The sequence below is a fragment of the Elusimicrobiota bacterium genome (assembly GCA_016180815.1).
Lineage (GTDB): Bacteria > Elusimicrobiota > Elusimicrobia > JACQPE01 > JACQPE01 > JACPAN01.
Genome location: JACPAN010000010.1, coordinates 36,827 through 59,044, shown reverse-complemented (window position 1 = coordinate 59,044; position 22,218 = coordinate 36,827). Strand labels below are relative to the sequence as shown.

Here is a 22,218-nt window from a genome sequence, read left to right as displayed (position 1 = left end):
ACATGAGCAATCGAAAATTTTCGGCCCGATACTTGGCCCTGCCGGCGTTGTTGGGTTTGGGCGTCCTTTGCTCAAGGACGGTTCCGGCCGCGACCTCGCCGATGGGCGAGCAATGGCGCGCGCCCACTAAAATTGCGGGCGTACAATTTGAGGAAGATAAGGTTGAGATCAAAACCGAAGGGGTCCAGGCCAAGTATAAGACCTTCGCCATCGCGTCGCCGCCTAAAGTGGTCCTGGAATTTTACGACACGTGGATTCCCAGCGGTTTTCCGGAAAGCTTAAAACCCAGCCCCGCGGGAGCATTCGTGGACAGGGTTCGGGTGGCTCAGTTCAGCAACAGTCCTCAGCATGTCGCCCGCGTGGTGGTGGATTTGGCTCAAGCAGCGCCTTATCAAGCGACTCAGTTGAACGGAACGGTGACTCTTGATTTTAAGGCGACGGCTAAGAAAACGGCCATGGCCGCAACCGGCGTTGGGGCCGCGCCCAAGGCGCTTCAGGCGAAAACGGCCGCTTCGGCGCAGGGTTCATCGGATAACTTGGACCGTGATCTTTTGCGTGAGCTGCCGACCGCGCCCATTGACGTGGATTTCAGGGACCTTGACATCGGGGCGGCGCTGACTATCTTGATTGAGAAGTTGGAATCCCTTCTCGGCAATAAACTAAACCTGATTATGGCGCCGGATGTTACCGGTACGATCACCCTGCAGTTGGAGCAGGTCCCTTACAATGAGGTGTTTCAGACCATCCTGACCATTAAGCAATTGGCTGCGAGCCAAACGGGATCGAATATCATCAAGATCATGGGGCAGACCAGTTACTTGGCGGAAAAGCAGCGCGCCATCACCAACACGCGCATTTTTATTTTGAACTATGTCGCGGCCGCGGAGATGAGCACTCACCTCAACGCCATCAGGAGCATGGAGGGGCGCAAGGGCAGTATCTTGATCGCCAACGACATCAACGCTTTGATCGTGACGGATACCGACGATGGCCTTATTCAGACGGCCAATCTCATCAAACAGTTGGACATCCGCCCCAAGGCCGTCCAAATCGAGGCTAAAATTATTGATCTGCAAATCGACAAGGCCACCGACTATGGGATTGAGTGGCAGTACGCGAAGGACTGGGATCGGTCGAATTTGACAGGCGCAGAACCGCAGCTTGATCGTCGCAGCATCGGTTACACCAATCCCAATGCCACGACGAAAGCCGGCGGCATTGCCGGCGCCATGCCCAGCAATCCGGTCCGTCTGAGCCTGCCTCCGGGCGGAACCGCGGTGACCTCTTTGGCTTTTACCTTCGGCCGGGTCACCAATACCAGCTTTTTGACCTCAGCATTAAGCTTTGCCGCGAGGGAAGGCAGGCTGAAGGTTCTTTCCAATCCTAAAATCGTAACGCTTAATAACAAGGCGGCCAGCATCACGGCCGGAAGCCAGGTGCCCACCGTCGTGACAACGGTCAGTCCCGGCGTGGGCACCACTCAAAGCGCCTCTTACTTGAGCGTCGGCGTTTTATTGAATGTCACGCCGACCATCACCTCGGACCGTTACATCAAAATGGTCATTTCTCCAACGGTCAGCCAAGTGGGCTCCACCGGCGGCGTGCCGGGCGTGGCGCCGGCCATCAATACGCGCACGGCCAGCACGACCCTGATCGTCAAAGACGAGGAAACGGCCGTCATCGGCGGATTAATCAGTGAAACCAAGGACCGGCAGACGACCAAAGTCCCGATCCTCGGCGACCTTCCGTTAATCGGATGGTTTTTCCGCAGAACATCGAGGAATGATCCGCGTTCGGAACTCCTGGTGTTCGTCACTCCTAAAATTCTCGATTGACCCGGTTGTTGCTTCTGCATAAGCTCAAGCCCCTTCGCTTGAACCGTTTATCGGCGCTCCACTGGTCGAAAAGCGATCTTTTGGCCTTGTGGCCGCTGATGGCCTTGGCCCCGGTTTACGGTTTGGCGCCTCAATTTACCGGCTCTCTCGGCATGATTTTTTTGGTTTTAACCAGCTTGCTTATTTTTCTATCGATGGAACGGCTGCCGATGCCGCCGGTGGCTTTATCCGGGTTTGCGGTTGCCTTGGGTCTTTGTTTGGCGGTTTTTTCTTGCGGCGGCACCAGTTTTGTTTGGGAGAAAGGCCTCGGCTTGGCTGCGGTGGGCGTTTATGCTTTAGCCTTGATTTTTCGCTCGGGCCGGGAACGCGGCTTCGGCGAAAAAATTCGATTCGCGGTTTTGACGGGGGCGTGGGTGACCGCGGCCATTGCCTTGGGCAGCCGCCTTTTTTTTGCCCGATCCGGGCTTCAGGATTTGGCGATGGGCAACCCCAACGTTTTGGGATTTCATCTAAGCTGCGCATTTCCGATCGCCGCCTATCAGCGGCTGCGTTCGGGCGATCGCAGCGAGAAGTATTTTTATGCGTTTATCATGGCCGCGTTAGCCGCGGCTTTAATCGTCAGCCGTTCATGGGGGGCTTGTTTCACGGGCTTTTTGGCGGTTGCATTGTTGTTTGGAAAGCGCCGTTGGATTTATCCGGTTCTGGGCGCCGGCCTGGCGATTGTCGCTTTGAAAGCCTTCAGGAATCCGGAATCGCTGAGTCATCGCTTTGAGTGGCAGCGCGCAGGTGCGGCCATGTTTTTCGATTCTCCCTTGTGGGGCACGGCCATGGAGGGAGGCTATGGCGCCCTATATCCTATTTACCGGTCACCGGATGTGCCTCTGAGGTCCAATTACAGCCATAATATGTATATCGAGTTTTTAAGTCATTGGGGCTTAATCGGCGCATCGTTGCTTTTGGGCGCGGCCTATTCATTATGGAAACAGTGGCCGCGCCCTTTACCTGCTGATTGCCAGGCAGTGTTCGCCGTTATTTTATTGAGCGGTTTTTATGATTCATCCGTTTTTTTATTGCCCAATGCCGCGGCGGTCACGGCCTTGGCTTTATCTTACCGCCGCGCCGATATCAGGGGCCCGGCCCTATCATTCGGGGCAGGTCCGATGAAGGTTGCGCTTGTGTTTGCGGCCGCGGCCGCCCTGGCTCTTGCCGGCGAGCTGTTCATGGCGCGGTATCATCTTTTAAGGGGCGGGCTGTGGCTGAGCTTGGTGGAGTCAAGCCCCGCAGTTTGGGCCGAAGTGCGCCGTTCGCTGGCGCGATCATTGCGTTGGGATTTGCGCAATCAAACCGTTTGGGATGATTTGGCTCATTTGGAATTTACGTTAAGCCGGGAGGCGCCCGCGCGCTTGCCCCGCGCCTTTTGGGCCGAACGCCGGGCCGCTGCGCTGGAACCCTGGCGCAAAGAATATTGGCGCACGCTTAATCATTGGAGCCGTCTGGAGGCCAAGCCGTGACAGAGGAACCCAAGCTTTCCATCGTCATCCCGGTCTTTAACGAGGAGCGCAATATCCGGCCGCTGTTTGATGAGCTTCAACAGGCCCTCAAACGTTTGGGTATGAATTGGGAAATTTTGTGGGTGGATGACGGCAGTTCGGACGCTTCGCAAGCCGCCGTTGAAAGCTGCTCCGACGGCAACGCGCGCGTTTTATATTTCAAGTTGACGAGAAATTTCGGCCAATCAGCGGCGCTGGCCTGCGGGTTCGAGCATGCGCAGGGGGATATCGTGGTGACGTTAGACGGGGATCGTCAGAACGACCCTTCGGCCATCGCCGGATTGCTGGCCAAGCTTGGCGAGGGCTTCGACGTCGTCTGCGGCTGGCGCAGGGACCGCCATGACGGCCTTCTGCGCGTTTGGGTCAGCCGTCTGGCCAATAAAATGATCAGCGCCATTACCCGCGTGCCCATTCATGATTACGGGTGCACGCTGAGGGCTTACCGGCGCGCCGCGCTTAAGGATTTTCGCATGATGGGGGATATGCATCGTTTGCTGCCCGCGTATTTGACCTGGATGGGGCTTAAAGTAACGGAGATGCCGGTGCCGCATCGCCCCCGGACGGCCGGTTATTCGAAGTATTCCATCATGACGCGTTTGTGGAAGGTCGTGCTTGACGCTTTTTTGCTCAATTTTTATTTTTCCTATATCACGCGGCCCATGCATTTTTTCGGCATGGCCGGCCTGGGGCTCTTGGGGATCGCGTTCTGCTTGGAGGCTTTCGTGGTTTTTCGCCGTTTGGCCATGGGCGGCGATTGGCTTTCTCCGTTGTTCTTTTTAGGTCTTTTTTTGGGCTGCGGCGCGCTGCTGTTTTTCTTCCTAGGCGTCATGGCCGACTTGATGGCCCGCAGTTTTATGGCGCATCAAAATTACAAATCCTATCACCTTGCTTCCAAACGCGAGCTCTAGCGCTAAAGCACCGGTGCCTCAACAAAAATTTGCTTCAGGGCTGGGTAACGGCAGGCGCCTTTTACAGGGTTTGATGAGCCTGGGCTTAGGCGCTGCGCTTTTTTATTTTGCTTTCCGCCATGTCGAGTGGAGCCAGATATCGAGCGCCTTGCGCCGGGCGCAGCCGTTGTGGCTTCTTCCTGCGGGTTTCATTTTTTTAACGGGATTATGGCTGCGGGGTTTGCGCATCGCTTATCTGGGCGAAGGCCGCGCCTCGGTGCCCAAACCCTATGCCAGCGGCGCCGTTCTATGCTTGGCCGTCAATAATTTCATCCCGTTGAGAGTCGGCGAACTGCTGAAAATTTATTATCTGGCCAAAAGAGCGGGCTTGGGGTTTTTAAAATCATCGATGGTGATCGTTGCCGAGCGCGTCCTGGATGTCATCAGCCTTTTGTTGTTGATGGGGTTGGCGTTCATCGGCAACAGTTCCCTGTTCTTAGTTTGGCTGGAAAAATTATCCGGCCCAGGAACTGATTCTTCCCAAGGCTTACCGTGGCCGTTGATCGCCGTTTGCTGTTTGCTTGTCGCGGCCATGGCGGTGTTGGCCTTTGATATCGGCGGTTTGAGGCGCCGTCTATGGCTGTTGGCGAGCGCTTTGTTGGGGCAACTCAGGGAAATTGCGCGGGCCTTGGCCAAGCGTTTGCCCGCGGCCATGGCCGCGGCTTTGCTCATTTGGCTGGCGGACTTATTCTTCGTCTGGTCCATGGCCGAGGGATTCCAAATTCACCTTTCGTTTTTTCAGCTTTTGTTTCTTCAGGTGACTCTTTCATTGGCTTACGCCTCATCGGTCAGTCCCGGAGCTTTGGGGCTTTACGAGCTTATGGGCTCTTGGGTTTTGGAGTCCCTGGGTTTCGCAACGGATCAAGCCTTGGCCTATCTGTTGGCCGCGCATGGCTTTACTTACGTTCTTCTCTTCGCCGCTTCCTTTCTCGTGATTGCGCGTGAAAATTCTTTGGTCGAGTTATGGCGCGGTTTATTCGGGAATTCTCAAAAGGCTACAATCAAGAGTTGATGGCAACCGAGCGGATTTGTGTTCTAGGACTAGGCTATATCGGCCTGCCCACGGCCAGTATTTTGGCTACGCATGGGTTTGATGTCGTCGGTGTCGATAAGCGAAAAGCCGTCATCGATCATTTGCGCCAAGGGCGAACGCCTATTGAGGAACCGGGGTTAAACACCCTGGTCGAGGCCGCCTTAAAATCAAACCATCTGAGCTTAAACGATGAAGTTCAGGAGGCGGATGTTTTCATGATTTGCGTGCCGACCCCGCATGAAAACGCCCGGGCCGATCTCTCCTTCGTGCGTGAAGCGGCCCAGAGCATCGCGCGCCGGTTGAAGCCGGGAAATTTGGTCATTTTGGAATCCACGGTTCCGCCGTCCACGGTTGAAAAAATTTTAATCCCGATCTTAGCCGGAAGCGGCCAAAAAATTCCCGGCGATGTTTTTGTGGCGCATTGCCCGGAGCGCGTGCTGCCCGGCAATATCCTGACGGAACTCGTCACCAACGACCGCATCGTCGGCGGCATCGACGAATTATCTCGCGAACGGGCCAAAGCCGTTTACGGGCGTTTCGTCCAAGGCGAGATTCACCTGACGGACTGCACGACCGCTGAAACCGTCAAGCTCATCGAGAATACCTTCCGCGACGTCAATATCGCTTTCGCCAATGAAGTGGAGGCCGTCTGCCGGAAAATAGGCATCAATGCCTGGGATGTCATCCGCTTGGCGAACAAGCACCCTCGGGTGAATATTCTGCGTCCGGGGCCCGGTGTGGGCGGGCATTGCATCGCGGTCGATCCTTGGTTTTTGGTGGAGGCCGCGCCTGAGGAAGCGAAAATGACGCGCTTGGCCCGAGAAATCAACGATGCCAAGCCCCTGCGCGTCATTGCCGAGATCGAACAGACCCTCAAGAATACGGGCAAGGCCAAACCCGCGTTGCTTTGCCTGGGCGCCACTTATAAAGCCAATGTCGATGATATACGCGAGAGCCCGGCTTTGCACATCATCGAGCATTTTTCGAAACGCCGGGATTTGACGTTCATGGTCGCCGATGCTCATGCTAAAAACCTCAATCACAATATTCCCTCGGTCGCTCTTAATGAGGGCTTGAGCAAAGCCGACGTCATTGCCTTGTTGGTGGACCATAAAGAATTTTTATCGTTGGATTGGCCGGGCCTTCGATCCCGAAAGGGCGCTGAGAATATTCTTGATTTCAAAGGGGTCATGCCATGAAAAAGTTGCTGCTCAAGCGCGGAAAAATCGTGGTGGCGGACGTGCCTTCTCCCGGGGCGCCGGGCGATCATGAGCTGCGGGTGCGTATCTTGGCCTCGGCCGTGTCCCCGGGCACGGAATCAGCCATCGTGGCTTCAGTCGGTTTTGACATCGGAAGGAACCCGCACTTAGTCGGCAAAGCGCTCAGGTTCGCCAAGGAGCGCGGCGTCGGCGCTTTTTTGAAAAAGCTCGATGAAGCGTTCCGGCAAGGGCGCCCGATCGGTTATTCGGCGGCCGGCATCGTGGAAGCCTGCGGCCGGCAAGTCCATGGTTTTGCGGTCGGCGATCTGGTCGCGTGCGCGGGCGCCCAATTCGCCAATCATGCCGAAGAAATTTTGGCGTCGAACCGTTTGACGGTCAAAGTGCCCATGGGCGTGAGCCTGGAGGAAGCGGCGACCGTGACCTTAGGTTCCATTGCCATGCAAGCCGTGCGCCGGCTGTCTCCTGCGCTCGGAGAGACCGTCTTGTTGATGGGTTTAGGCGCCGTGGGGCAATTGGTCGCTCAACTGCTCACTACGGCCGGCGCCAAAGTCATCGGCATGGACCGCGATCCGGCGCGTTTGGAATTCGCCAAATCAAGAGGGTGGCTGTGGCAGAGCGCGGAATCCTCGAAAGAGTCCCTGCGTCGGATCATGGAATGGACGGACGGACAGGGGGTGGATGGGGCCCTCCTGGCCGTGCATGCTCCCGGAGACGAAGGCCCGCTGGATTTGGCGGCGCGCGCTTGCGCGAAACGCGCGCGCATCACTATTTTAGGGGATACCAAAACCTCGATCCCGCGCGAGCTTCTCTATGAGAAAGATTTAAGCGTCAATATCGCGGTGGCCTATGGCCCCGGCCGTTATGATCCCGATTATGAGGAGCGGGGATTGGATTATCCCAGAGCTTATGTCCGCTGGACCAGCGAGCGCAATATGGCCTGTTATCTTGATTTGATCGCCCGCCGGAAATTAGATGTCGCGGGCTTGATTCAAGCCGTTTATCCCGTGGAGAAAGCCGAAGCCGCCTATAAAAATCTCGGTAAAGGCGGGGGGCCGATTATGACGCTGTTGACTTATGAGCCTAAAGCCAACGGTGAGCACAAATCAGGGGAGAAGCCCGCCGCGCCCGTGTCCTGGAGCGCCAGGACGGGAAAAATCCGCGTGGGCGTCATCGGCGCGGGCGGCTTCACGTCCTCGGTGCATTTGCCGATTCTGGCGCGCCTGGGTGATTTTCAAATCACCATGATTTGCAACAAACATTCCGAAAAAGCGGCGTTTATCGCCGGGCAGTACGGCGCGCGTTCGACCGCGGATTACAATCAGGTTTTAGGCGACCGGAATGTGGATTTGGTTTTAATCGGCACCCGGCACAATCTTCATGCGGCCTTGGCCGCGGCGGCATTGGAATCGGGTAAAGCCGTTTTTCTTGAGAAACCAATGGCCTTGAACATGGAAGAATTGGGGAATTTGCGCCAAGCCTATGAGCGGCGCCCCGCGCCTTTCCATGTCGGGTTTAATCGAAGATTTTCACCGTTGGCCGTTAAAATCAAGGAGCGCCTTGACAAAAGCCCGAAGCCTTGGATGCTTCAATACCGGGTGGCCGCGGAAGTCGTGCCCGCCAATCATTGGATATTAAGCGCGGAAGGCGGGGGCCGCGTCATCGGCGAGCTCTGCCATATGCTTGATTTGTCTTCGCATCTTCTTAAGCCCGCCGGCGCCGAAGGGCCTTGGATGCCGGTGGAGGTTCAGGCGTCCGCTTTATCCTCGCCTGAGCTTGCGCCGGGAGACTCCTGCGTCACGGTACTGCGCTATCCGCAAGACGCCATGGCCACCATTGTTTACGGCGCCAGCCCGGCCAAGGGCTTCGGCAAAGAACGCTTCGAAATTTTGACGCCGTCGGGCATGATGATTTTGGATGATTTTAAGCGCCTGACCATCGTCGATAACGGCGAGGTCGTTCTCCGGGAAAATCGCGCGGCCCCGGCCAAGGGTTTTGAGGAAGAATGGCGCTCCTTCGCCGAATATGTGACGGGCCGCCGGGGAACGCCGCCGGTATCGTTTGAGGAAGCGGCTGCCATCACCGAGCTTTCTTTTTTAGTCGATGAACGCCTTCGCAGCAAGCCCGAGCCCGCCTGACCCGTGTCAGGCATCAGGGAGAATTTTCGTAAAGTTAAAAATCTGCCGTTGGATCTTCTCGCGAAAAAAGCCTTAAAAAAAATCCGCGCCCATGGCCGCAATCAATACCTGCGCGCCAAGTCCCTCTTGGGCCGTCCGTCTTGGGCGGGCGAGCGGCATTTGCGCTTTGCGCTCAAACCCGAACGCCGCGATCAATTCCCGGGGCATCTTGAGCTTATTTTTCCTTTCTGGGCGAACGCGGAGGTCGATAAACTTAAAGCCATGATTTTGGAACTTTTCCCTGAACATGCGGCTGAGATTCGCCGGAAAGCCGAGCAATATTTAGCCGGCGACTATCAGATTTTAGAGCCTCAGCCGAGGAACCTGCGCGCCTTGAGCGCGGACTTTGCTTCGCGCTTCAGTCATGAGCCGACTTATTTGCCGTGGCATTATGATTGGATTCATCCCTACCGTTGGGATCCCGCCGGAACTTACCTTGATTGTCCGTTTAACGAGCTTGACGGGGTTGATGTGAAGCTTCCTTGGGAACTTTCCCGTTTTCATCATTTGGTCACCTTGGCCCAGGCGTTTTGCCTGACATCCGATCCAAGGTTTTTGGAAGAAATCGTCCGGCAGCTTGAAGATTGGCATCGTTTGAATCCTCCCGGATACGGGGTCAATTGGGCCTGCGCCATGGATGTGGGCCTGCGCGCGGTCAATGTGTTGTTCGCCTTGGGCCTGTCGGGCGCCAAGCTCCAGCGCCATGGCGACTTGGCAAGCCGCTTGGACAAAATTTTGCCGTCTTTTGTTTTCAACCATGCCCTTCATATCATTAAGAATTTGGAAGCTCCTAATAATCATTTGCTCGGCGATTTAATCGGCCTGCTGTTTTTAGCCGAATGTTACCCGCATTTTCAGGCCTCCGGCCAGTGGGGGGAATTGGCCAGGAAAAGTTTCGGCGAGCAGATGGATGTCCAGGTTTACGAGGATGGGATGGATTTTGAAAGCTCCACTTGCTACCACCGCTTGGCCGCCGAATTTTTTCTGGGGGCCTGGGTCGTCTGCGATAAGACGGGGCGGCCCTTGCTCAAGTCCTACGGAAAAAAACTGGCCCGCATGTTCGAAGCCCTGCGCGTCTTTATGAAGCCCGGCGGGCAAATGGTTCAATTCGGGGATAATGATTCGGGCCGGCTTCTGAACCTGGCTCCGGAACGGGCTCCATTGGATTGTTCTTATCTTTACGGTTTGGGCGAGCTGGCGTTTGAGCACGCGCCTTCCATGGCGGAAGGGCATCTGACGCCCGAGGCCTTGTGGTTTTTCGGGCCGAGCGCCCTTGATCGCTGGGCTGCCCGGCGTCAACAAAAACCGGTCCGGCCCGCGAGCCTTGAGCATCATCAACTACCGCAAGGCGGCATTTACAGCGTGCGCGACAATGAGCGCAAGCATTTTTTGGCGATCAGTTGTTCTAACAACGGCCAGGGCGGGCAAGGCGGGCATGCGCATAACGACCGACTGGGCTTTCATTTGACGCTTTACGGCGAAGATATTTGTGTCGATCCCGGAACCGGCGTTTATTTGCGCGACCGGGCCGCGCGCGATCAGTTTCGTTCAACCAGCCATCACAACACCTTAATGCTCGGCGGACAGGAGCAGAACCGCATGGACGTGGGCCCGTTCGGGCTGCGCCCCGATGTTTCGGCGCCCAAGGTTTTGGCCGGTACATTCAATGCTTTCGACGGCCGTTTCGTTTTTACCGGCGAGCATGACGGATACAAACGCTTGAAACCGCCGGTGATCCATCGCCGCAGCTTCAAAACAGTTCTATCTCAAGCGTTGTTTTCCTTGGAGATCGAAGATGAAATTCTTCTTGGCGCTCCTGGTTCGCCGGCGCGTATCTCAGCCGCTTGGTCTTTTGTTTTGGCCCCTGATATCGGGTTTTTGGAATTGGCGGGCGGGACCGCTCGATTTAAAACGCCGAGCGGCCGGCGATTTGTTTTGGAAGCGCCGTTTCCCCTGAGCGCAACCCAGGGCCGCTATTCCCCGGCCTTCGGCGTTTCCATCCCAACGCCCAGGCTTCAGGTTCGTTTGGAAATTGATTGCCCATCAAAACATGTATTTCGTCTAATGGAAAGCTGAGATGGTTTATTTAAGCATCGCCGTCGCTTCGTTTCTGTTGTCTTTGTGCCTGATGCCCGTGGTGCGCTGGCTGGCTTTTCGGGCCGGGCTTTTCGATTTGCCGGATCATCAGTTGAAAAGCCATGCCCGGCCCACGCCCCGTTTAGGCGGCGTCGCTATTTTTTGTTCCATTGTCCTGGTGCTGGCGGCCGCGCGTTTTTTAACCCATTACCCGACGGGCACGATCAGCAATTTCCGCTACATTCTTCTAGGCGCGGTGATTATTTTCACCTTGGGCTTGATTGACGACACCCGGCCCGGCGGCGTGCCTTATCGCTGGAAATTTATTTTTCAATTTCTGGCCGCTGGCGTGCTGATGGTCGCCTCGATCCACATTCAATTCCTGCACCCCAATTATTTGGCCGTTTTTCTTTCGCTGCTTTGGGTCGTGGGCGTGGCCAATTCGATCAACCTCATCGATATCCTCGACGGCTTGGCCGCAACCCAGGTGGCCATCGCCGCCGCGAGTTTTTTAGCCATCAGTTTTCCATCCGAGGATGTGTTGGTTAATATTTTGGCCGCCGCCATTTTAGGGTCCACAATCGGATTCCTGCCCCATAATTTATCCTCGCGCAAAAAGGTTTTCATGGGCGACGCCGGCAGCCTGACCTTGGGTTATTTGCTGGCTGTTCTGGCCTTGGGCTCCTCTTATTCGACATACAATCCCTACGCTGTTTACGCGCCGATCTTGATCCTCGGGGTTCCGATTTTCGAGACTTTTTTTCTGATGTATATCAGGACCAAGCAAGGGCTCTCGCCTTTTCGCGGCAGCAGGGATCATATCGCTCACAGGCTTCAGGCCCTGGGTTTTTCCGAGGAAAAAATCGTTTTGGTCATGGGAGCCGCAACCTTGGCCTTTTCCATGGTCGCTTATTTGATTACGCAGGTCACTGAACCCATTGTCGCCGCGCTGATTTACGGCGCTTTAATCGCCACTTTATTCATTATTGCCTGGGGTTTGACTAAAATTAAGCCCAAACCAATCTCATGACGACGGTCATTATCGGCGGAGGCTTGGCCGGGCTTTCAGCCGCCTATCACTTAAAGCGCGATTGGGTTATTTTTGAAAAAGACACAAAGGTCGGAGGCTTGGCCGCGTCCGAGCATGAGGCCGGATTCACCTTCGACAAAACCGGCCATTTGCTGCATATGCACAATCCTTACACCAAAGGCTGGCTGATCGACAATCTGCTTAAAGACAAATTGGCGCTCTTGAAACGGGATTCCTGGATTTATTCCAAGAATGTTTTCACGCGTTTCCCTTACCAAGCCAATACTTACGGCCTGCCGCCTAAAATCGTCGCGGACTGCGTTGTTTCCTTTCTAAAAACCAGGGACAAAATGGCCAAGCCTTCCCCGGATCCGAGTTTCCACGATTGGTGCCTGGAAACCTTCGGCGCGGGCATCTCCAATCATTTCATGTTTCCTTACAACCGCAAGCTTTGGCGCGTTGATTTGAAAAAAATGACGACGGAGTGGATCAGGAATTTCGTCCCCGTGCCTTCTCGCGAAGAAGTTCTCTACGGAGCTCTCGTTGATCAGAAGAAATTCTTCGGCTATAACGCCACGTTTTATTACCCCAAGCAAGGGGGCATCCAGGCTCTTCCGGACGCGATCGCTTCCTGTCTAGAGGGCGCGGACCTTTACATGGGCGTTGATGTCGTTGAAATCAATTGGCAGAAAAAAGAGCTCACCACCAGCCAGGGCCGCCGCTATTCTTACGACTGGCTGATCAATACGGCTCCCTTGAACCAATTTTTGGAGCGATTGACCCCGCGCCTGCCCAAAGCGCTCGACGCAGCCAGAGCCAAGGCTTTAAATTACACCGTGGTTTATAACCTGAATTTGGGCATCACTAATCCCAAACCCAGCGAAAAACATTGGGTCTATTTTCCCGAAGGCAAGTTTCGTTTTTACCGCATCGGCACATCGAGCAATTTCGCTCCGGCCCTGGCGCCGCCGGGCATGAGCTCTTTTTACGTGGAATTTGCGGCCTGGGAACGGGAGCATTTCGACTATAAGAAAATGCTCAATCACACGATTTCGGCTCTTCGCGGTTTGGGCTGGATGCGGCCTAAAGACGAGGTGTCCATGACCAAGTGGATACGCATTGCCCCGGCCTATGTCATTTTCACCAAGGAGCGCAGGAATTTCCTGCCCGAAGCCTTCAAATTCCTTGAGCAAAACAATATTCTGTCAACGGGCCGCTACGGAGCGTGGAAGTATTCCTTTATGGAGGAAGCGATTTTAGACGGCAAAGCAGCCGCGGAAAAAGTCTTGTCAGCCTCCACGGTTTAAATTGCAAGGCAAGATCAGAGTCCTTCACTTAATCACCAAACTTGAATTCGGGGGCGCTCAGCAAAATACCCTTTATACTGTCGGCCATTTAAACAGGGAAGGCTTCGACGTCCATCTGGTCTGCGGCGTGGGCGGATATTTGGATAAAGAAGCCCTGTTGCTTCCCAAGGGAATTCAGATTCATTGGCTGCGCTTCATGAAGCGTCAAATTCGGCCTTGGTGGGATTTATTGGCTTTGTTTGAGCTGATTGTTTATTTGCGGCGCATTCGGCCCGATATCATCCATACCCATTCTTCCAAGGCCGGCATTTTAGGCCGATGGGCCGCGAAACTGGCCGGCGTTCCCGTTGTCATCCACACTTTCCACGGATTCGGTTTTCATGATTTTCAAAAGCCCTTAACCCGCAGCCTCCTGGCTTTTTCCGAGCGCATCACCGGAAAAATCACGACCCAGTTTGTTTTCGTTTCCAAAAGCAATGAAGAATACGCCAAGCGTTGGAATATTACGGCTAAAGAGCCCCCGGTTCTTATCCGCAGCGGGGTGGCGCTCAAGTCTCTGGATCAGTTGAGCGCGGATCATCGCAATAAAAAACGCAAAGAGTTGAATTTGTCCACCGACGCTTTGGTTGTGGCCACGGTCGGCAATTTAAAGGCTCAGAAAAACCCGGAGCACTATATCGAGCTTGCCCGGCGCTTCAAGAATCATGCCTCACTGCCTGTCTTTTTATTCATTGGCGGCTGGGAGGGGGGCGGAGCGCGGGAAACGATTTTTCAGCAAGCGCCGCCCAATCTTAAATATTTGGGTTGGCGCGAAGATGTCCGGGAAATCCTCAATGCTTCGGATATTTTCGTTATGACCAGTTTATGGGAAGGACTGCCGAGATCTTCGGTGGAAGCCTTGCGCCTGGGCTTGCCTGTGTTGGCTTATGCCGCGGATGGTTTAAGGGAAGTGATTCAAAACGGCAAGAACGGCTTTCTTTTGACTTCGGGCGACCTTGATGCCATGGAACGCAGGCTCAAGGCCGTGCTTGAAGATGCCGGTCAGCGCAAATCCCTGTCTACGGCAGCCAAGGCCGCGATTAATGAGGATTTCGATATCGATGCCATGGTCCGCCGCCAGGAAAAGCTTTATTCCTCTCTTTTTTCTCCAATCACAACACGTCTATGACCCGCAACGTTTTAATCTGCGTCGTCAAATCCCCCAAAGACTTAAACATGATTCTTCGTTCGCGTCTCTACCGCATTCCCCAATCCCATGCCCCCAAACGAAAACTCCGTTATGTCGCTTTTTATCAGCCGGTGTCTACCCAAGAAAATTTGGGCCTTATTAAAATGCGGCCCCAGGGGTTTGATGGTTTAATCAGATACTGGGCGAGTGTTCGGAAAATAGAAACCGTAAAGCGCCGCGATATCGTTAGAGATGAGCCGGAACATCCCAGAGCCAATGAGCCGTATTATCTTTTACATTTAGGTCCTTGCCGCACGTTGCCTCAACCTATTCTTAATCAGCGCCGCATGCGCGTGACCTTCGGCTTCACCACTTTGGGAAAACTCAAAAACTGTCGGGAAGTTAAAGAGCTTTTTGATTTGCCGCCTATCGAAGAGATGGTCGAGGAGTATGTGAAGGCAACCGGTTTTCCTTATCGAAGAGAATACACGATTCGCCTGACTCCTAAAAAACGATGGCGCCTTGATTTTGCGCTATTTCTGAAAACCAGCCGTTTGGGCATTGAATGCGACGGGTTCCGTTCCCATCGCCGTGCCGATCAGAAACAAAAAGACAAAATAAAAGACGCTGATCTGAGCGTTTTGGGTTGGCGTATTTTAAGGTTGTCGGAGGGGGAAATCATGAACGATCAAAAGGCTTGCCGGGAAAAAATCGCGGCCGCGTTAAAATCATGACAAGTTTCACCGAATATCTTTATTTCAACACCAAGAAACGCAAGGACTTGACCAATATCACCCAAACCATTCAAGAGCTGGTCACCAAAAGCAGGATTCAAGAGGGCATGTGCCTGGTCAGCGCCATGCATATCACCGCCGGCATTTGGGTCAATGATGAAGAGGAGGGGTTGAAACAGGATTTAATGGATTTGCTTGAGCGCCTGGCGCCGGTCGGCGATTACCGCCACCATCAAACCGGAGAAGATAACGGCGACGCGCATTTAAAAAGAACGCTGATCCATTACCAGACTGTTTTGCCCGTGACCGCAGGCAAACTCGACTTAGGCCCCTGGGAACAGGTCTTTTACGCGGAATTCGACGGCCAAAGAAAAAAACGCGTCATCGTTAAAATCCTGGGCGAGTAAATCAATCGTTTATTTATTCGTAATGAGTCCACATCCGAAGGACTTTGACGGTTTTTATGTCTTTGAGGACTTGATACACCAAACGGTGCTGAATATTGATTCTGCGTGAATAGGCTCCGGCAAGGTCGCCTACCAGTTTTTCAAAAGGGGGCGGGTTGGCAAAAGGGTTTTTAGCGATAATATCCAGCAGTTTTTGGGCTTTCGTTTTTAGCCCGGCTTGGGCAAGTTTTTTAGCATCCTTCTGGGCGTCCTTAGTATAGACTAGGCGCCAAACTACCACTTAAGGCTTTTAGCGCACTGGGAGATCGGAGTTTTTAAACCTTTTTTGATGGATCGGCGCATCTTGGGAATGGAAAGCAGGTAAAGCGTCTCTTGAATAGAGCGCCAATCTTCTTCTGAAATCAATACGGCATGCGTCCGTTTCCCCGTAATGTGCACGGGTTCATGGGAGGCCGCCGACCGGTCGATCAGGCGGTATAGGTTCGTCCTGGCTTCGCTCACCGTCATTGTGATCATAATGAATCGTACCAGAAGTCGTACGATTTTGCAATAGCGTGATTCGTTGCCGACAAATGCCGATATAATGATCATCTGTTTCAATGCCGGAAATTTTGCATCAAGACAAGAAAATTGAGTATTCCTTGAAATTTAGAGCCTGGAAGCGCAGGTTGACCTTGCGCATCAATCAAGAGGGGGAAGTGGCGGTCAGTGCGCCCAAATCCGCCCGGCAAAAGGACATTGAAGCCTTTGTGCTCAAACATGCGGATTGGATATTTAGACAGACCGATTTTTTCCGCAACCGGCTCGCGGAGCATCCGCCCAGGGAATTCGTCAGCGGAGAATCCTTCCCGGTGCTGGGGAAAAATTACAGATTTCAGTTTGCGATATCCGAAGCGGTTAAACGTAATTTTTGCGGTATCGAAGATGGCTGCCTAAGAATGGTTTTGCCCGCCGGCAAGCAAAACGATTTGAAAGAGGCGGCGCGGCGCGCTCTGATGGACTTTTATAAGGGCTTGGCCGCGCAGAAAATACAAGAACACATGCAACAGTATGCGCCTATCCTAGGCGTCACACCGGCAAAGTGCCGGGTCGGCAATCAAAAAAGCCGCTGGGGAAGCTGCTCCGGCAAAGGAAATCTAAGATTTAATTGGCGTCTGGCCATGACCCCTGCGCCGGTTTTGGAATATGTGGTGGTCCATGAATTGTGCCACCTGAAGCACCCCAATCATTCGGACCGGTTCTGGCGGATGGTGCAATCCGTTTTGCCCGACTACAAATCCCGAAGAGTTTGGCTAAGGCTAAACAGTTTGGCGTTGTTTCGAATGATTTGATCCAGGCTGTTGAAAATATGACTACTTATGACTATAATATAGTCATGATATCAGCTAATATTGCTAATCTTAAGGCGCGTTTAAGTTATTACCTTAATTTGGTTAAGAGGGGAGAAGAAGTTTTGGTTTTAGATCGAAAAACACCGATTGCTAAAATTTTGGCCTCACCTAAGTCGGTGAGTGATTTCAAAGTCATTCCAGCTAAGGCAAGCCCCGAGCAATTTTTACGTTTAAAAACCCGTCCTTTACGACACAAAATTGATGTCGTCGCCGATCTGCGCGAAGATAGAGATAGGCGGTGAGTTCCGCCCCATTGATCGCTTACTTGGACTCTTCGGTCATCCTTCGCAAGATACTCGACTCCGGCGGTGCGAGCTCTTTCTTGGGGTCTGATGTGAATCTTTATACCAGCGAACTTACAAGAGTGGAAGCTTTGAGGGTTTTGGATCGTTATCGTCTTGAAGGTAAGCTCAACGATTTTGAAATGGCGGATAAAACGCAGACCCTGGTAAAGGCCTTGCAGGCTTTCAATCTTATCGTCTTAAGCGCTTCCATACTTGATCGAGCCGCCGCAAGTTTTCCAACCGTTATTGGAACGCTTGATGCCATTCATCTCGCTTCAGCCCTACATTTACTCGAGCATGAAAAAAGGGAACTGCTGTTTGCCACCCATGATGTCCGGCAGGGTCTTGCCGCCCAAGCCGTAGGCCTTAGGTCTGAAGGTTTTGTTTTGCCGAAGGCATAATCCGAGATCTACCTGTACGAATACTCTCGAGGCCGCAAAATGTCCCCGGAAGAGAAGACTGGTTCATCCCATGGCCTTATTGAGTCATTGGCCATAAAGAGGGAATCCTTGAACTCTCATCTATGTCTTTTTTGAGGGTATGCTTGGCTACTGAATATGTGTCGAAAATATTGGTGCTGTAAATCGTTAAGGGCACTTACTTTTAGCAGCACATGCTCAATTTTTTGTTTTCGGAGCAGAGGCTGTGAAAGAGGAGGCGCAGCGAAGCCTCCTGGAGCCGGTAATTTTCTAACTGCCCCCACTTGCCAAGGTACTCTGACATGAGGCTTGGGATTGGCGTTAATGGCTCTGGCATTGTGACCTGATCGGCATCGCCGAGGCTGTGCCGCGCGCGCAACGCGGCGGCACAAGCCAATGGTTAGGGCGCACTCTTTTCGGTGCTCTACGTCACCGATCCCGTCCCAAAGCTCGGATAATAAATTTATATTCATATGCTAAGTCTATCAATAATAAAATCTCCGACGGTGAGTTGACAGTAAATATTGCAATTCCTTATAATGTCTACCAATGAAACAAAATAACCCAATTGCCAATATCCGCGCCGCCCGCAAGAAGGCTGAAGAATCCGTCAGCGATATGCAGGATCAAAAGCTGAAGGAAAAGGCCTTTGAGGTCATATTGGGCCACCTGCTCTCCGGGGGTGGATCCAATGTGGGTTTCGTGGCCAATTCTACCCATAAGAAGCAAGCCCTGGCTGTACCCGCGCGCACCGCAAAGGGATCAGGAAAGGGCGGGCCGACTGAGCGAGTCTCGGATTTAGCGCGTGAAGGGTTCTTTAAGAACGCAAAGTCGATTTTCGATGTGCGTGAGGCATTGCGCGTCGCGGGTCATTCATATCCGATTACGACGTTAAGCCCGATTCTGGTCCGGCAAACGCGGCGTAGAGTGTTGCGCCGGACCCAGGAAGTTCGAAAGGGTAAGGGAAAAATATTCGTGTATTCGAACTGGTGAGGATGCAGAAATGAAACTGGAAATTCGTTTCATTGATGATGCCGAAAACATCTATCAGGGTGAGGTTGTTCTGGAGAAGTTGGGAACTAAATCTAAGGTAACTGTTGCGCGTAAGGCGCTGGCGCCTGCCCGGGCGCCCAAGATTGATTTCAACGCGCCGATGCGTTTCTTCATGAAGACGCACGCGCGTTCTCTTAAGGGCCCCGAGAAATTTACGCTTCTGCTGGCCTATCTTGCAAAAGGTAAAACTGGAAATGCGACGGTCCCGGTTAAATCGGTTGAGGACGCCTGGAGCAAGATGGTCGGCTTGATGGGGGGCGCCTATAATCGGGCCTACTCCAACAGGGCGAAGGACAACGGTTGGGCGGATTCACCCAAGAAGGGCGTGTATGTTCTTCTTCCGCGCTGGTCGGAGATACTTAATTGAGTTCACCGGCAAAGGTTATCGAAGCTCAGATCGCGACTAAATTTGAGAAGAAGCACGTCGTGGCGGCCATTGATCACCATATTGCGGCGATTGAGAAGTTTCAGCACCAGGACTGGGAGGGCGCGATCGTGAAGGATGGCAAGTTTATTGAAGCGATCATGAAGGCCGTATCCTTGTATGCCGGACAGACGTTGCCTGCTTCACGAGATTTCAAGGTTGATAAGGTTATTAACGACCTGTTTGCCATGCCGCGGACCAGCCTCGATGACACGATTAGGCTCGTGATCCCGCGTGCATGCAGATTTGGCTATGAAATCGCCAGTAACCGCGGTGCTCGCCACGATCCGGGTGAGGTCGATCCAAACGAAATGGACGCCGATGTTATCGTAGTTTTATGTTCTTGGATAATGGCCGAGCTCGTGCGTTATTCTGGCCGCGGCGCTTTGAGCCTAAAGGATGCCAGCGATCTCGTCGCGGAATTGATGGAGAAGAAATACCCGCTCACTGAGGAAATTGATAGACGTCCGTATTTTAACATCAAGAAAATCAGCGCGCGCGAGGTCGGCCTGCTGACCTTGTGGTATCGGCACCCACGGCGAGTCACCGTGGATACTCTTGTTGATACGATCTGTCGTCATCAGTTTTCCATCAATAATGCGAAGCTGGCGGTCAGACGACTCGCTAGTGTTGTAGATGACGATGGGAACTCTCTTCGCCTGCGTGCGCTTGGAATGGAAGAGGCGGAAGGAATCATTCGGCGTGCCGGTGCGCCAGAAGTGAGGAAATAAGAGTGGACCAAGCAACGATGTTAAAGGACCATGAAAAGCGAATAGCTGCTCTCGAGGCCATCATTTCGAAAAAGAAAGGGCCTCCGCTCAAAGCGGGCAAGAATTCGCTGTCCGATGCCCTGATTGAGCTGAGGGATGCTCGCTTCTTTTCCACTCCGCGTGTCGCGGGCGAAGTCTTTGCCAAAGTCCAAACAAAGTATCCATGCGATGCTGGGCGTGTGGCCGTGGCATTGTTTCGTCTAGCAAAAGCCCGGACGCTCAGGATTACTTCTAAAAAGGTCGCGGACAAAAAGTACAAGGTATACGTCTGGTAGGAGTTCTATTGGCGCCCTAACGTCCCGCATGAGCGGACGGAGCCGGGGTCGCGAAGCGACGCTGGCGACGGTCCGCCTCGATGCGGTGGTTAGGCCGCATTTTCAGCGAAGCTCCTTGCGGACGACCAACTTCAAGCCCGACCAAACTTCGCTCACGGCGCAAACCTTTACGTCTACGAACCCAAGCGGGAGCGCCAATTCGCGAACTGTGTCTTCGATGATGTCAGTTTGCACTTTCGATGCCTTCTTCGGCCAGGAAACCCACACCACAGCATCGCTCTTGATGGATTTACGCAGAGCCACGAGTTCCGCTTTTAGAGATGATTTCTTGTCGCTGAAGACGTGGACGATATCCGTACGCTGGGAGACCTTCTTCTCGAAAACAACGCTCGGCGGGACAGGCTTGAGTAGTTGAGCGTAATCGTCCGGGGCGTACTTTGCGGCAACGCGACTGCGCTCGGTGGTACCGAGTTTCTGTTCGCTCAACCATCGACGCTTTTGGGGGCCTCGGACAGCTGATTTTGATGTTTCCATTGTGTCCTCCTTAACCTATTTTAGCTGCCTCGAAGTTAACCGGGGCACAATACTCTTTAGACAAGAGGGAAGCTTAGGGAAAATACCTGTCTAATTAGTCGAGGCAGTTCGGCGTCGCTTTTAAGCGACGGCGGCGGTGCGGCGGCCCATGTTCTTTACGATGGCTGCGCCGAATTCGGACGTTTTGAGTTTTTTGGCTCCTTGCATTTGGCGCTCGAGATCGTAGGTGACGGTTTTTGCTTGAATCGTGGCCTCAAGGCCGTGTACAACCAGGTCCGCGGCTTCCTGCCAGCCTAGATGCTCCAGCATCATGACGCCGGAGAGAATCAGCGAACCCGGATTGACCATGTCTTTGCCCGTGTATTTGGGAGCGGTGCCGTGCGTGGCCTCGAATACGGCCACGCCGTCGCCGATGTTGGCGCCGGGGGCGATGCCCAGGCCGCCCACCTGGGCGGCGGCCGCGTCTGAAATATAGTCGCCGTTTAAATTGGGAGTGGCCAGCACGCTGTACTCATCAGGTCGCAGGAGCAATTGTTGGAATGTCTGGTCGGCGATGCGGTCTTTAACGAGGAGTTTGCCCGAGGGCATTTTGCCCTCATATTGATCCCAAAGTTCCTGCTCGGTGACGATTTTGTCGCGGAATTCTCCTTTGGCCACCTCATAGCCCCAGTCGCGGAAGGCGCCTTCCGTGAATTTTTGGATATTGCCCTTATGAACCAAGGTCACCGAGGGCTTTTGATGGTCCAAGGCGTATTGGATGGCCATGCGCACCAGGCGCTTGCTGCCGGTGGCCGAGATCGGCTTGATCCCGATGCCCGAATCCGCCCGGAATTTTTTGCCCATCTCTTTAGTCAAAAATTCGTAGACCTTTTTTTGTTCCGGCGTTCCGTTCTCAAATTCAATGCCCGCGTAAACGTCTTCCGTGTTTTCGCGGAAAATGACGATGTTGAATTTTTCAGGAGCTTTGACCGGGCAGGGAACGCCTTTAAACCAGCGCACGGGCCGCACGCAGGCGTAAAGGTCGAGTTTTTGGCGCAGGCCCACATTGACGGAACGGAATCGCGGCGTGACCCATTCGGACTCGCATTTCGCGCATTGAGCCGGGCGTTTGCCGTTCGTCTCGTTTTGTTCCGTCGCGCAGACGAGGCAGACGAATTTAAACCCGCCGGCAGGCGTGGTCAGCGGGCCTTTGATGGCCACACGGAAATCAGAAATCGTATCCAAAGTTTCTTGGGGGAGCACGGTGTCCTTGTCGTAGTGCATGAGCGCGGAGAGTCCCGCGTAAATTTCCATCCAGACGATTTTCTTTTTGCCGCCGTAGGCTTTCTCAACAGCGGCATCTAAAACGGGCTGCGTGCCTTTCCAAAGATCGGGCCCGGTGCCGTCTCCGGCGAAAAAGGGAATGATGGGGCGCTCCGGCGCCTCTAATTTGCCGTTTTTGAATTGAATTTTCGCGCCGCCGGCGGGGACCTTTACTTTTTGATATTGACCCATGAAGCCTCCGAGAAATTTTTATAATTGATGACTCATTTTACAGAAATAAAACCTTCAACGCCCTTAAAAAACGCTCCTGATATTAGTAAGCTA

At 53.5% G+C, this 22,218-nt stretch carries 23 protein-coding genes; 19 read left to right on the top strand and 4 right to left on the bottom strand.

Features of this window, described 5'->3' with window-relative positions; all coding sequences use genetic code 11:
- Positions 1 to 2: 2 nt before the first annotated feature.
- The 12 genes from HYT79_05285 to HYT79_05230 are packed head-to-tail and all read left to right on the top strand — an operon-like array spanning position 3 to position 15,481.
- Positions 3 to 1,835 carry an AMIN domain-containing protein gene (locus HYT79_05285; GenBank protein ID MBI2069997.1) on the top strand — a complete coding sequence of 611 codons (1,833 nt, stop codon included), beginning with the start codon at positions 3 to 5 and terminating at the stop codon, positions 1,833 to 1,835.
- Positions 1,832 to 3,346 carry a hypothetical protein gene (locus tag HYT79_05280; protein MBI2069996.1) on the top strand — a complete coding sequence of 505 codons (1,515 nt, stop codon included), beginning with the start codon at positions 1,832 to 1,834 and terminating at the stop codon, positions 3,344 to 3,346. Before HYT79_05285 ends, HYT79_05280 begins: the two co-directional genes overlap by 4 nt.
- Complete coding sequence (locus HYT79_05275; GenBank protein ID MBI2069995.1) at positions 3,343 to 4,293, top strand: glycosyltransferase family 2 protein; 951 nt, start codon at positions 3,343 to 3,345, stop codon at positions 4,291 to 4,293. Before HYT79_05280 ends, HYT79_05275 begins: the two co-directional genes overlap by 4 nt.
- A 13-nt stretch (positions 4,294 to 4,306) precedes the next feature.
- Positions 4,307 to 5,344: a flippase-like domain-containing protein gene (locus tag HYT79_05270; GenBank protein MBI2069994.1), complete on the top strand. Its 1,038-nt coding sequence runs from the start codon at positions 4,307 to 4,309 to the stop codon at positions 5,342 to 5,344.
- The gene (locus tag HYT79_05265; GenBank protein ID MBI2069993.1) at positions 5,344 to 6,564 is read left to right on the top strand and encodes a nucleotide sugar dehydrogenase; all 1,221 of its coding nucleotides are present in this window, start codon (positions 5,344 to 5,346) and stop codon (positions 6,562 to 6,564) included. Before HYT79_05270 ends, HYT79_05265 begins: the two co-directional genes overlap by 1 nt.
- Complete coding sequence (locus HYT79_05260) at positions 6,561 to 8,720, top strand: bi-domain-containing oxidoreductase (protein ID MBI2069992.1); 2,160 nt, start codon at positions 6,561 to 6,563, stop codon at positions 8,718 to 8,720. The genes HYT79_05265 and HYT79_05260 overlap by 4 nt, the downstream gene beginning before the upstream one ends.
- Before the next feature lie 48 nt (positions 8,721 to 8,768).
- The gene (locus HYT79_05255) at positions 8,769 to 10,835 is read left to right on the top strand and encodes an alginate lyase family protein (protein ID MBI2069991.1); all 2,067 of its coding nucleotides are present in this window, start codon (positions 8,769 to 8,771) and stop codon (positions 10,833 to 10,835) included.
- A gap of 1 nt (position 10,836) precedes the next feature.
- Positions 10,837 to 11,865, top strand: a complete 1,029-nt coding sequence (locus HYT79_05250; GenBank protein MBI2069990.1) for an undecaprenyl/decaprenyl-phosphate alpha-N-acetylglucosaminyl 1-phosphate transferase — start codon at positions 10,837 to 10,839, stop codon at positions 11,863 to 11,865.
- On the top strand, positions 11,862 to 13,172 hold the full coding sequence (locus HYT79_05245) for an FAD-dependent oxidoreductase (GenBank protein MBI2069989.1): 1,311 nt from the start codon (positions 11,862 to 11,864) through the stop codon (positions 13,170 to 13,172). Before HYT79_05250 ends, HYT79_05245 begins: the two co-directional genes overlap by 4 nt.
- Position 13,173: 1 nt before the next feature.
- Positions 13,174 to 14,340 (top strand): glycosyltransferase family 4 protein, encoded by a 1,167-nt coding sequence (locus HYT79_05240; GenBank protein ID MBI2069988.1) that lies wholly within the window; start codon positions 13,174 to 13,176, stop codon positions 14,338 to 14,340.
- Positions 14,337 to 15,074 (top strand): DUF559 domain-containing protein, encoded by a 738-nt coding sequence (locus tag HYT79_05235; protein ID MBI2069987.1) that lies wholly within the window; start codon positions 14,337 to 14,339, stop codon positions 15,072 to 15,074. The genes HYT79_05240 and HYT79_05235 overlap by 4 nt, the downstream gene beginning before the upstream one ends.
- Positions 15,071 to 15,481, top strand: a complete 411-nt coding sequence (locus HYT79_05230) for a YjbQ family protein (GenBank protein MBI2069986.1) — start codon at positions 15,071 to 15,073, stop codon at positions 15,479 to 15,481. The genes HYT79_05235 and HYT79_05230 overlap by 4 nt, the downstream gene beginning before the upstream one ends.
- Positions 15,482 to 15,494: 13 nt before the next feature.
- On the opposite strand, the gene HYT79_05225 is transcribed toward HYT79_05230, so the two are convergent.
- Positions 15,495 to 15,761: a Txe/YoeB family addiction module toxin gene (locus HYT79_05225; protein ID MBI2069985.1), complete on the bottom strand. Its 267-nt coding sequence runs from the start codon at positions 15,759 to 15,761 to the stop codon at positions 15,495 to 15,497.
- The gene (locus tag HYT79_05220; GenBank protein ID MBI2069984.1) at positions 15,755 to 15,997 is read right to left on the bottom strand and encodes a type II toxin-antitoxin system Phd/YefM family antitoxin; all 243 of its coding nucleotides are present in this window, start codon (positions 15,995 to 15,997) and stop codon (positions 15,755 to 15,757) included. Before HYT79_05220 ends, HYT79_05225 begins: the two co-directional genes overlap by 7 nt.
- 83 nt (positions 15,998 to 16,080) lie before the next feature.
- Here HYT79_05220 and HYT79_05215 point away from each other — a divergent pair, with 83 nt between their 5' ends.
- From HYT79_05215 to HYT79_05185, 7 genes are all read left to right on the top strand, one after another.
- On the top strand, positions 16,081 to 16,812 hold the full coding sequence (locus HYT79_05215) for a M48 family metallopeptidase (protein MBI2069983.1): 732 nt from the start codon (positions 16,081 to 16,083) through the stop codon (positions 16,810 to 16,812).
- Positions 16,770 to 17,114: a hypothetical protein gene (locus HYT79_05210; GenBank protein ID MBI2069982.1), complete on the top strand. Its 345-nt coding sequence runs from the start codon at positions 16,770 to 16,772 to the stop codon at positions 17,112 to 17,114. The genes HYT79_05215 and HYT79_05210 overlap by 43 nt, the downstream gene beginning before the upstream one ends.
- 11 nt (positions 17,115 to 17,125) lie before the next feature.
- Positions 17,126 to 17,557: a type II toxin-antitoxin system VapC family toxin gene (locus HYT79_05205; GenBank protein MBI2069981.1), complete on the top strand. Its 432-nt coding sequence runs from the start codon at positions 17,126 to 17,128 to the stop codon at positions 17,555 to 17,557.
- 567 nt (positions 17,558 to 18,124) lie between these two features.
- Positions 18,125 to 18,568, top strand: coding sequence for a hypothetical protein (locus tag HYT79_05200; GenBank protein MBI2069980.1), 444 nt, complete (start codon positions 18,125 to 18,127; stop codon positions 18,566 to 18,568).
- Between the two features lie 10 nt (positions 18,569 to 18,578).
- A complete protein-coding gene (locus HYT79_05195) occupies positions 18,579 to 18,995 on the top strand; it encodes a hypothetical protein (protein MBI2069979.1) in 417 nt (138 codons plus the stop codon).
- On the top strand, positions 18,992 to 19,783 hold the full coding sequence (locus HYT79_05190) for a hypothetical protein (GenBank protein MBI2069978.1): 792 nt from the start codon (positions 18,992 to 18,994) through the stop codon (positions 19,781 to 19,783). The genes HYT79_05195 and HYT79_05190 overlap by 4 nt, the downstream gene beginning before the upstream one ends.
- A 2-nt stretch (positions 19,784 to 19,785) precedes the next feature.
- Positions 19,786 to 20,097, top strand: coding sequence for a hypothetical protein (locus HYT79_05185; protein MBI2069977.1), 312 nt, complete (start codon positions 19,786 to 19,788; stop codon positions 20,095 to 20,097).
- A 102-nt stretch (positions 20,098 to 20,199) separates the two neighbouring features.
- On the opposite strand, the gene HYT79_05180 is transcribed toward HYT79_05185, so the two are convergent.
- Positions 20,200 to 20,631 (bottom strand): DUF3052 family protein, encoded by a 432-nt coding sequence (locus tag HYT79_05180; GenBank protein ID MBI2069976.1) that lies wholly within the window; start codon positions 20,629 to 20,631, stop codon positions 20,200 to 20,202.
- A gap of 120 nt (positions 20,632 to 20,751) precedes the next feature.
- Positions 20,752 to 22,125 carry an NADP-dependent isocitrate dehydrogenase gene (locus HYT79_05175; GenBank protein MBI2069975.1) on the bottom strand — a complete coding sequence of 458 codons (1,374 nt, stop codon included), beginning with the start codon at positions 22,123 to 22,125 and terminating at the stop codon, positions 20,752 to 20,754.
- Positions 22,126 to 22,218: the final 93 nt, after the last annotated feature.

Excerpts from the sequence above, each read along its gene's own strand:
- HYT79_05285 (MBI2069997.1), top strand. The coding sequence starts at position 3 with ATGAGCAATCGAAAATTTTCGGCCCGATACTTGGCCCTGCCGGCGTTG.
- HYT79_05265 (MBI2069993.1), top strand. The coding sequence starts at position 5,344 with ATGGCAACCGAGCGGATTTGTGTTCTAGGACTAGGCTATATCGGCCTG.
- HYT79_05260 (MBI2069992.1), top strand. The coding sequence starts at position 6,561 with ATGAAAAAGTTGCTGCTCAAGCGCGGAAAAATCGTGGTGGCGGACGTG.
- HYT79_05250 (MBI2069990.1), top strand. The coding sequence starts at position 10,837 with ATGGTTTATTTAAGCATCGCCGTCGCTTCGTTTCTGTTGTCTTTGTGC.
- HYT79_05245 (MBI2069989.1), top strand. The coding sequence starts at position 11,862 with ATGACGACGGTCATTATCGGCGGAGGCTTGGCCGGGCTTTCAGCCGCC.
- HYT79_05235 (MBI2069987.1), top strand. The coding sequence starts at position 14,337 with ATGACCCGCAACGTTTTAATCTGCGTCGTCAAATCCCCCAAAGACTTA.
- HYT79_05230 (MBI2069986.1), top strand. The coding sequence starts at position 15,071 with ATGACAAGTTTCACCGAATATCTTTATTTCAACACCAAGAAACGCAAG.
- HYT79_05220 (MBI2069984.1), bottom strand. The coding sequence starts at position 15,997 with ATGATCACAATGACGGTGAGCGAAGCCAGGACGAACCTATACCGCCTG.
- HYT79_05215 (MBI2069983.1), top strand. The coding sequence starts at position 16,081 with ATGCCGGAAATTTTGCATCAAGACAAGAAAATTGAGTATTCCTTGAAA.
- HYT79_05200 (MBI2069980.1), top strand. The coding sequence starts at position 18,125 with ATGAAACAAAATAACCCAATTGCCAATATCCGCGCCGCCCGCAAGAAG.
- HYT79_05195 (MBI2069979.1), top strand. The coding sequence starts at position 18,579 with ATGAAACTGGAAATTCGTTTCATTGATGATGCCGAAAACATCTATCAG.
- HYT79_05180 (MBI2069976.1), bottom strand. The coding sequence starts at position 20,631 with ATGGAAACATCAAAATCAGCTGTCCGAGGCCCCCAAAAGCGTCGATGG.
- HYT79_05175 (MBI2069975.1), bottom strand. The coding sequence starts at position 22,125 with ATGGGTCAATATCAAAAAGTAAAGGTCCCCGCCGGCGGCGCGAAAATT.